Origin of the sequence: Hydrocoleum sp. CS-953, assembly GCF_002260545.1 — a bacterium.
GTDB lineage: Bacteria > Cyanobacteriota > Cyanobacteriia > Cyanobacteriales > Microcoleaceae > Trichodesmium.
In genome coordinates this window covers 1-9,910 of the sequence record NZ_LGSU01001321.1, presented here as the reverse complement: position 1 = coordinate 9,910, position 9,910 = coordinate 1, and the positions used below count along the sequence as shown (strand labels likewise).

General features: G+C 37.9%; 7 protein-coding genes and 3 pseudogenes. All 10 read right to left on the bottom strand.

Annotated features, from left to right (window positions below; genetic code table 11):
• Positions 1–486: 486 nt before the first annotated feature.
• The 10 genes and pseudogenes from opcA to fbp all read right to left on the bottom strand — a co-directional run bounded on the left by opcA (position 487) and on the right by fbp (position 9,200).
• A complete protein-coding gene (gene opcA, locus AFK68_RS24310; RefSeq protein WP_094675789.1) occupies positions 487–1,809 on the bottom strand; it encodes a glucose-6-phosphate dehydrogenase assembly protein OpcA in 1,323 nt (440 codons plus the stop codon).
• A gap of 667 nt (positions 1,810–2,476) precedes the next feature.
• Positions 2,477–4,006, bottom strand: coding sequence for a glucose-6-phosphate dehydrogenase (gene zwf / locus AFK68_RS24305; RefSeq protein ID WP_094675787.1), 1,530 nt, complete (start codon positions 4,004–4,006; stop codon positions 2,477–2,479).
• Positions 4,007–4,331: 325 nt separating this feature from the next.
• Positions 4,332–4,679, bottom strand: a complete 348-nt coding sequence (locus AFK68_RS24300) for an IS200/IS605 family accessory protein TnpB-related protein (RefSeq protein WP_305778156.1) — start codon at positions 4,677–4,679, stop codon at positions 4,332–4,334.
• A gap of 39 nt (positions 4,680–4,718) precedes the next feature.
• Complete coding sequence (locus tag AFK68_RS46320) at positions 4,719–5,033, bottom strand: transposase (RefSeq protein ID WP_094675783.1); 315 nt, start codon at positions 5,031–5,033, stop codon at positions 4,719–4,721.
• A gap of 285 nt (positions 5,034–5,318) precedes the next feature.
• A complete protein-coding gene (locus tag AFK68_RS39675; protein WP_210407594.1) occupies positions 5,319–5,558 on the bottom strand; it encodes a hypothetical protein in 240 nt (79 codons plus the stop codon).
• Between the two features lie 183 nt (positions 5,559–5,741).
• Positions 5,742–5,927: pseudogene (locus AFK68_RS35485) on the bottom strand (RNA-guided endonuclease TnpB family protein); the annotation flags it as partial.
• A gap of 418 nt (positions 5,928–6,345) precedes the next feature.
• A pseudogene (locus tag AFK68_RS39670) lies at positions 6,346–6,921 on the bottom strand (transaldolase family protein); the annotation flags it as partial.
• A gap of 1 nt (position 6,922) precedes the next feature.
• Positions 6,923–7,452 (bottom strand): annotated as a pseudogene (locus AFK68_RS39665) (transaldolase family protein); the annotation flags it as partial.
• Between the two features lies 1 nt (position 7,453).
• Positions 7,454–7,936: transaldolase family protein (locus AFK68_RS24280; protein ID WP_305778155.1), on the bottom strand; the 483-nt coding region annotated here is incomplete at its 3' end.
• Between the two features lie 196 nt (positions 7,937–8,132).
• Positions 8,133–9,200: a class 1 fructose-bisphosphatase gene (gene fbp, locus AFK68_RS24275; RefSeq protein WP_094675779.1), complete on the bottom strand. Its 1,068-nt coding sequence runs from the start codon at positions 9,198–9,200 to the stop codon at positions 8,133–8,135.
• Positions 9,201–9,910: the final 710 nt, after the last annotated feature.

The window sequence follows — 9,910 nt, the reverse complement described above, 5'->3', positions numbered from 1 at the left end:
CTAACTAAATATATCTGTTTTCATTTTATTTTTTTTGTAATCTAAGTTATTTCCCAACAACTCTATTATATATTTGGGGGAGATGGGGAGATGGGGAGATAGGAAGATTGAAGATTGAATATTGAATATTGAAGTCTAGATAGAATTATAAACATATACTATATAACCGGATTCTATATAAAAGCCATATATTCGTATAACAGCCATCTTGCCTGTGTAGAAAAAAACAATGTTGCATCCTTAATGGCATGAAGATAACGAAAATTTTGATCGCATTAGAGAAATGTAATTTGATCAAATTCTGTTTTAGGGCGATTTGTGTAGGGGCGATTTGTGTAGGGGCGATTCGCGTTTGCGGAGCATTCCGTAGGAAATCGCCCCTACATTATATTTATTCATTCAAAAATGTAGAGAAATTCCATAGAAAATCTCTACATTTTTGTTTCAGAAAAATATTAATTTTGGCAGATATTTATATTGCCCAAATTAACGCAATTTGAGAATTTCAGCAGTTACAGCTAAACTCTCTTCATATAATACCTCTCGTCCCCAACGTTGTAACTGTTGAGCCATCAAATATTCTGCCTTCTGATCGCTTAAAGCACTAACTTGCTCTGTATGACAAGACTGGGCATTACCACCTGACTCTAATCGCATACAACCAGTGGTTTCAGAACACAAAATAGTACAACAACCTGCATTGGGATTACTAGAGTCTAAACGCAGTCCCACTAAATCTCCAGGAATTTCACCATAGTCAGCAGTAGGAATTGCTGCCAATTCTGCTAAAATTTCCTTGTCGTTAGGAGTGGTGAACTTAATATGGATGATGTCATAATCACCACCAGTTTTAGTATAAGTTGTAGGTTGCCAATCAAGACGACTAGCGAACCAACCTAAAAACATTAATGCTTGTGCTGGGTTCCCTTTTTCATAGTCAAGAGTAATTGTATCAATTTGACTCAGAGAAGCACGACGCTCTGGCGGATCAAATGTAGCAGCAGTTAATTCTTGCCATGCAGACAGACGATGCCAATTTAAGTCGGCAATATATGTTTTCTCCTCAACCAACTCCTGCATTTTGAGAAATTCTGATTCTGAATCGCTAAAGTAAGATGAATCGAGAATAATACAGTTGCTAGTTTTGCATAGACGAGCGAAAAGTTCTTGTTCTGGGTTGGGGGTAGCTTTCCACCAAACAAACTTGGGTAGATCGGGAATCATTAATGATGTTACGACATCACTTACCCGTTCTAATGCTTCTTTAGTTCCGCGTAGGGTAATATATTCACAACAAATTAGTGAAGACTGCTTTTTCTGAACTGGACAGTAAGCAGAAACTTGAGCTGTTACCCCTGTATCTTCTCCGAAGGTAGGACACAATGTAATAACTCGACAGGGATTTTGATCTGCGATAACATCACTTATACTAAATCCTCTGACATCTATATTAGAGAATTGCTTTTCTTCTGGTGATTTTGCAGCCCACTCTGAGCGTAACTTGGCAAGAGTTTCAGAGTCTACTCTACCTGTAATTGGTAATCCATAAGCTTTTTGAGCTTCCTTAATAGCTTCACGAGCTGCTGTTCCATTAATACCGTCTATTTCACCTTTGTAGAATCCAAAACCAGCCAAAAGTTGCTGGAATTCTTCGGGTTCGTAGATTACCATGCTGAAAGTTGCTGCTCTGGTAGCAATGGAAGCTGACTTGCCTCCACTTTGACTGAGCCAGATTTTATTTAGTTCTGCCTCAATTTCACCGAGAGAGATATCTTTTGGTTGTTGTAAGGCAACAAGTGTTGTACTCATTTTTAGTAAATGCTTAAGTTCTTTGGTGATGCTTGCGTTAAACCTGGTGGTTATTAAGTAGGCTTCTTTTTCCTAACAAAAATTTCTACATAATGAGAAATCTAATAGTCAAAAGTTAAACCCCTATATAATATCAAATCTGGTAGTATCGGTATAAAAAAGCAGAGAAACCGGGTTTGTATAAAATGCCCTTGTACGGATGTTGCACAGGCAAAAATGCGTTTTCCGTTCCGGAATGCTCCGCAAACATGTCACGCAGTGAAACGTCCCTACCATTTACCTCCTACAAACCCGGTTTCTTGTTACCCCGATTTCTCGGGAACCGTACCAAGCGGATTTGATATAACAGTTCTAAATGTAACTTGTTAGTTATCAGTTAAAAGTTGGTTATAATACTTCCCAAAGGGTATTAGTTATCAGTAACCAGTCATGTTGTCACTTGAATTTAAGGAAATTACTTGTTTACAACNACCGTACCAAGCGGATTTGATATAACAGTTCTAAATGTAACTTGTTAGTTATCAGTTAAAAGTTGGTTATAATACTTCCCAAAGGGTATTAGTTATCAGTAACCAGTCATGTTGTCACTTGAATTTAAGGAAATTACTTGTTTACAACTACTAAAAACTGATCGCTGATAACTGATAACTGATAACTGATAACTGATTTAAAGTCGGCGCCAACGACGACCATCTCGGTTGAGCAACAGTTCGGCTTCGACTGGTCCCCAACTACCTGCTTCATACAAAGGTATTACTTCTGGTGGAGCGGGAGCATCCCAGATACTCAGTATTGGTGTTAATGCTCGCCAAGATGCTTCTACTTCGTCGCCACGAGTAAATAGGGTTTGGTCTGCTAACATACAGTCTATTAACAATCGACTGTAAGCATCTGTACTGGGCTTACCAAAAGCTGTATCGTAACGGAAATCCATATCTACTGAGCGAGTTCGCAGAGAACTACCTGGTGTTTTAACTTCAAAGCGCATCGATATCCCTTCATTCGGTTGGATGCGCAAAGCTAATACGTTAGGGTTAGCTTGTTTAGCTGCGGACTGGAACATCAGATATGGCACTTCTTTAAACTGAATTGCGATTTCTGACACTTTTTTGGGCATCCGTTTGCCAGTGCGCAAATAAAATGGTACTCCTTTCCAACGCCAGTTATCAACATTAAGTTTCAGTGCTGCATAAGTAGGTGTGGTGGAGTTAGGATCTGCTCCTCCTTCTTCCCGATAAGCTGGAACATTTTTACCTTTCATCCAACCTTGGGTATACTGACCGCGAATTGCCGAATATTCGAGGTGTTCTAAATCTGCTAGACGGGTTGCCTGAACTACTTTTACTTTTTCGTTGCGAATACTATCAGCATCTAAGGAATTAGGAGGTTCCATTGCTGTGAGGGAGAATAGCTGCATCAGGTGGTTTTGTACCATATCCCGCAGGGCGCCTGATGTTTCATAATATCCAGCACGTCCTTCTAATCCTACTGTTTCTGCAACAGTAATTTGCACATTATCAACAAATTGACGATTCCATAGGGGTTCAAAAATGGCATTAGCAAATCTAAATACCATTAAGTTTTGAACGGTTTCTTTCCCTAAATAGTGATCGATGCGATATATTTGCTCTTCGGGACAAACTTGACGCACAATTTTGTTGAGTACCTGAGCTGAACTGAGGTCTCTACCAAAGGGCTTTTCAATTACTAATCTGTGCTTTTTAGGATCGGCTAACATTCCGGCTGCCCCTAACTGTTGAGTAGCTTCTCCAAAGTATCGGGGAGCTACAGACAAGTAAAATACACGATTACCTCGCGTACCCCTCTCTTCGTCCAGTTGACTCAAAAGTTCTTTGAGTTTTTGATAATCTTCTGGTTTATCTATGTTACCAGGACAGTAAAAAATCCCCTTGGCAAAGTCATTCCAGAGTTCTTCAGATTGTAAGCCACCACCAAAGTCTTCTACTCCTGTCCGCATTTGTTCGCGGAAGTAGTCATGGCTCCATTCTCGGCGTGCCACTCCAACTATTGTTAGTTCAGGGGGAAGTCTCCGTTCTAGCTTCATTTGATATAATGCTGGAACGAGTTTTCTTTGGGTTAGATCGCCGGATGCACCGAAGATTACTAAAATCTGTGGTTCGGGAATCCGGTCTTGTTGTAATCCAACCCGCAGAGGATTTTCTAATAATGCTACCATCTATGTTTACTCCTTCTAATTAATTACTATAGAAGCTTTTTTGTTTTTGTTGAAGTGTCTGGTTTTTTTGATTTAATCAAAAATTTAGCTATTTGTTTACTATGAATCTTTGTATAGTTCATAAAAATGTCAAATATGACTAATCCTCCTGCATTGCAGGCGTTATCCTGACGCTCGTGTTAGCGCAGCTCTGACCCAGGAGGCACTACAACACCACGCCAGTTGCGTGACTGTCGGGAGACCCGCCCAACGCACTGGCTTCTCTATCCCATGGTCAAAGACATTTGGGACTGCTTTTTTCATTATGTTTAGAGAACCGTTCACTTTACTCATTGATTAATCCTTTGTTGGCAGTACGATTGCATTCCTCTTTGTCTTGATGCAGTCGCTCATGGGGGAAACCCCCTTTGGCGGCGCTGCATCGCTTTACTCTTTTCGGTGAAAAGTTGACTCTTCTTTTCTGACCTTTTTTGTAAACTGGAATCAAATCATTATCTATAAAACTTGATGCGGAGGTATAAGATTCTTCTGTAATAATCACATCTATCCCTACCATCTTGGCTTGATAAGATAACATTTCAATTAACTTTTTATAGGGAACAGATACAAAATTTTGATTATTTATTTTCCCTAAATTTATCTTCTGCTTCCACTCTTCATTGTGCCCAATTATCAGAGTTCCTCTGCATCTGATTAATTAAAGTATCAATAATCAAACGAGATGCAATACGCGTATTGGAGCATTAATTTTAAATTCTCTTTTTAACATAAGCTTTTTCAGTCTCAGGCTTGATTGATTTTCCCGAAGTTCAGATTGTAGTAAGCTTTTAATTTTATTATAGTATTGATTTATAGATTTTAAGGGTCTGCCATTTATCACTCTTGGGTTTGATTCCGGCACCCTTAAAAGTTTCGGCTGTCGCCGACATGAAAATGTAGCTAAATTGTTTAACCCAATATCAATACTGGCGCAACGATTTTTCTCTAGGTCGTATTGTTTTTCGCATTTCTCATAAACTACCTCAATTACATAATGGTTAAGTCTAGGGACGAGACGAACTTGTTTAAGAGCGTGAAGTAGGAACTAATGATTTTAGATAANGATTTTAAGGGTCTGCCATTTATCACTCTTGGGTTTGATTCCGGCACCCTTAAAAGTTTCGGCTGTCGCCGACATGAAAATGTAGCTAAATTGTTTAACCCAATATCAATACTGGCGCAACGATTTTTCTCTAGGTCGTATTGTTTTTCGCATTTCTCATAAACTACCTCAATTACATAATGGTTAAGTCTAGGGACGAGACGAACTTGTTTAAGAGCGTGAAGTAGGCACTAATGTTTTTAGATAAATGCCAGTTTTACTGGGATTAATAATTCCTTGTTTTAGTTGCCTCTTGCTGATAGCTTGTTTAGTGTAAACTATAATATTTCTTCCCGTTATTTTATTTTTATATTTCGGAAGACGAGGACGAGATTTAAACTTTGATGGATTTTCTTTAAAAACTTCATTCGCGGCTAAAAAGCTTTTCCAGTTTCTATCTAGTATCATCAAGATTTGTTGAGATACTCGATTCTGGCATTGCTTTATAGTCTGCTTGAGTAGAAAGTGTTTTTTGTAGGTCATAGTAGGATAGATTTTTCTTTTCAAATATCCAAGAGGTCCGAACTAAATAATTAGAATAGTTATAGAGATTTTTCGACAAGAAACACAGCCGGTCAATTTCAGCATAAAACNGTCTGCTTGAGTAGAAAGTGTTTTTTGTAGGTCATAGTAGGATAGATTTTTCTTTTCAAATATCCAAGAGGTCCGAACTAAATAATTAGAATAGTTATAGAGATTTTTCGACAAGAAACACAGCCGGTCAATTTCAGCATAAAACCGATGTGTTGGTTGAATAATATGTCTCTCAACTAATTTCATAAATCAAGGAGTTAAAATTACGATTAGGCTCTGAGAATTTATTAGTTTTTATTTGATTTAAACCCCGTTCTTAAGGGCGTCGAGGATTATTAAATTTTGTCAAATATTTAGTAGCTATGCATGTACCAATAAACGAAGATATTTGACTATATATGACTATATTTATGTACAATGTTTATTATACCAAATTATTCAATAATTCAGCGTATTTAACTACATTAAGTAAGTCAGTTATGAATAAATGCAACTTACTAGGGCGGGTTTTTAGGACTACATTGCTAATTTTTTAAGGCTTTCAGCTAAACCCGCCCTTAGAATTTTTTAACGTTTAATTCGACTTACCTAATACTTAATTCCCATTGTAGGTCATCAGTCAAACCTTACTTTTTTTTGTTTTGGCTGATGAAATCAGATTTATTTAACTTGAAACAGGTGCTAATTTTTTAACTTTTTCTTCTAGGGAGTTGATTAGGGAAGTAAAAGGTTTGATAAATTTGTCGATCCCTTCTGCTAGGAGTTCGTCCATTACTTGGTCAATATTGATATTAATCTCAGGATCTTTGAGACTTTCTATGACTTCTTTTGCTGCCTCAAAGTTTGTCTCAACTCGGTTGTCAACATGACAATGGTCAACACAAGCATCTATGGTTTGGGGAGGCAAGGTATTAACTGTATCAGGTCCAATTAATTCGTCAACATACATTACATCACTATAGGCTGGATTTTTGGTACTGGTGCTTGCCCATAACAGTCTTTGTACTTTTGCGCCTTTTGCTGATAAAGCTTTCCAGCGATCGCCTTGAATTATTTTTTTGTATTCTTGATAGGCAATTTTGGCATTAGCGATCGCTACTTTTCCTTTGACTGTTTCTAGTTTTGCCTTGACAGTTTCATCTGCTACATTCTTGAGTTTTCCATCAATTGTACCATCAATATTACTATCAATCCTACTGAGAAAGAAACTTGCTACAGAAGCTATCTTACTAATATCCTCNTTCCAGCGATCGCCTTGAATTATTTTTTTGTATTCTTGATAGGCAATTTTGGCATTAGCGATCGCTACTTTTCCTTTGACTGTTTCTAGTTTTGCCTTGACAGTTTCATCTGCTACATTCTTGAGTTTTCCATCAATTGTACCATCAATATTACTATCAATCCTACTGAGAAAGAAACTTGCTACAGAAGCTATCTTACTAATATCCTCTCCTTTAGCAGCTCTAGCTTCTAAACCTTCAATATAAGCCCAGGCTGTATTTACATAGCTTTCTACGGAGAAAAGCAAAGTGACATTTACATTTATCCCTTCACTAATAACTCGCGTTACTGCTGGTAAACCTTCTGGTGTACCTGGAATCTTAATCATTAGGTTTTCGCGACCAATAGCAGTATAATAACGAATTGCTTCGCTGATGGTACTTTCTGTATCTTTAGCAATAGTTGGTGGAACCTCTATACTAATATAACCATCTAATCCATTAGTCTGTTCATAAACTGGCATGAAAATATCGCAAGCATCACGAATATCNATTTATCCCTTCACTAATAACTCGCGTTACTGCTGGTAAACCTTCTGGTGTACCTGGAATCTTAATCATTAGGTTTTCGCGACCAATAGCAGTATAATAACGAATTGCTTCGCTGATGGTACTTTCTGTATCTTTAGCAATAGTTGGTGGAACCTCTATACTAATATAACCATCTAATCCATTAGTCTGTTCATAAACTGGCATGAAAATATCGCAAGCATCACGAATATCCTTAAATACAAGAGACTCGTATATTTCCATCACTGACTTACCAGCACTGATACCAGCTTCAATATCTGCATCATAGATAGCATTACCAGCGATCGCCTTTTCAAATATCGCGGGATTAGAAGTAATACCACGAATCCCTTTCTGGACAATCATACTCTTGAGTTCCCCAGACTCAATAATATTGCGACTCAGATTATCCATCCAGATACTCTGGCCTAGGTTTTCTATTTCTAGCAAATGATTAGTTGTCATAGCTATTACCTTAATTCCTACTATGTTTTGTTGGAGTTTTTTGTACTTTTAGATACTTCTCAAGAATAACTAAGCTGTTATGTGCTACTGCAGGTCTTCAAAACTTCTTTATTATTGAGGTGTTGCAGAAGTGAAGTCTATATACAATTTGTATTCTGCTTGCAACAAATTTAACTCTACAACCTAATTCAAGTTGTTAACCTTGATTAGAAATACGTTTTTGCTCTTTAACAAAAGACTCAACAAGTGCCACGTCTTCTTTACTACCAATAACCAATGGCGTCCGTTGATGAAGTTCTTCTGCTAATACATCTAATATTTCTTCTGTTCCTGTACTAGCTCTACCACCAGCTTGTTCCACTAAATAAGCCATTGGAGCTGATTCATATAGTAGACGCAATTTTCCTTCTGGCTTTTTCACTGTACCTGGGTATAAAAATACCCCACCTTGGTATAAAATTCGATGAAAATCTCCCACTAATGCACCACCATAACGGGCGGTATAACCTTCATGGCGATGAACATAGCGGATATACTCCCGCATAGAATCATCCCACTGCCAAAAGTTACCCTCATTCACACTATAAATTGGGCCGTGATCTGGAATTTTGATATCCTCATTAGCAAGGATAAATTCACCTAAGCTAGGGTCAAGAGTAAATGCGTGAACCCCCCGGCCAATTGAATACACCAACATTGTGCTAGGGCCATATAAAATATAACCAGCAGCAATTTGTTTACGTCCACTTTGAAGTAAATCTCTAGCGGAACCATCTTCATCATTGCCTTCTTGTTGGCGAATTGAGAAAATAGACCCCACATTGAGATTAGTATCTAGATTAGAGGAGCCATCTAGAGGATCGTAAAGCAAGGTATAGCGACCAATTGGGCAATTTTCTGGAATGTAATAGGGTTTTTCCATTTCCTCGGATGCCAAGCGACAGACAAGGCCACTTTGCTTAAATACCGAGATAAATACATCATTGGCATAGATATCCATCTTTTTGACGGATTCTCCCTGGACATTGACTGTGCCAGTAAACCCTAAAGCATTTTCGACTAATCCAGCGCGGGTTAGACGACGAGCGATTAATTTGCCTGCCAAAGCAATTCGATTCATTAAGGCGCTGATATCTTGAGCATCTGGTGAGAAGCTCTGAAGTTGCTGTAGGACATGACGTGATAAGGTTGTACAATCACGGTCTAATGCTTGTGTTTCCTCCAGACGAATGTGGAGGTCTTCCCCAGTTTGGGCATTTACCATATCTATAAAATTCCTCCATCTTGAATAGCTCCAGCCAATAGGCTAGTTGCAAAGGCAACTTTAGTTCTATTCTGGATATGCCTAGGGTCTATTCTATTTGGGCTTCAGCGGGAGGTTGCTCTTCTTTAATATGAACTTTAGATAGTAGCGGAAGTCAAATTTTAGGAGTCAGAAGTCTTTTCAGTTATCAGTACCTCCAGTTCAAGCAAAATTTCCTTTTTTATCCCCTTAAAAGAGGAAGCTTGAGACCCAAATTTTTCGGTTAGAATTATCTATAATTTTCTGAAAAAGTCTAGTCGTAGGGGCGATTTTCGTTCCTGAATACTTCGTAAACGCGTAATTAGGAGCATTCCGTAGGAAATCGCCCGTATAGGAGTGAGGTGGGAATATACAGCGCTTCCCGCTGTTATGAGGTACAAAATTTTAGGTTTGAGGGAACACTTAACTGGTATGGAGGGAATAGGTATGGAGGGAACAGGTATGGAGGGAATAGAAAAGAATAAAAACAACTGTACCTCATAGCTTCGGAAACTGCTGTAATTTGGGAATATTTGCTAATGGCTAAAGATGAAAGATTTTTTTATAACGAATTAATATGATATGAAATCTGCTGTATTTCAAAAAAAAAGTTTGTGTTATCTACTAAGAAAAATATAGTAGTAACACAAACTTTAATATTATTTAGGAATAAGAATTAAACAGTTATATAA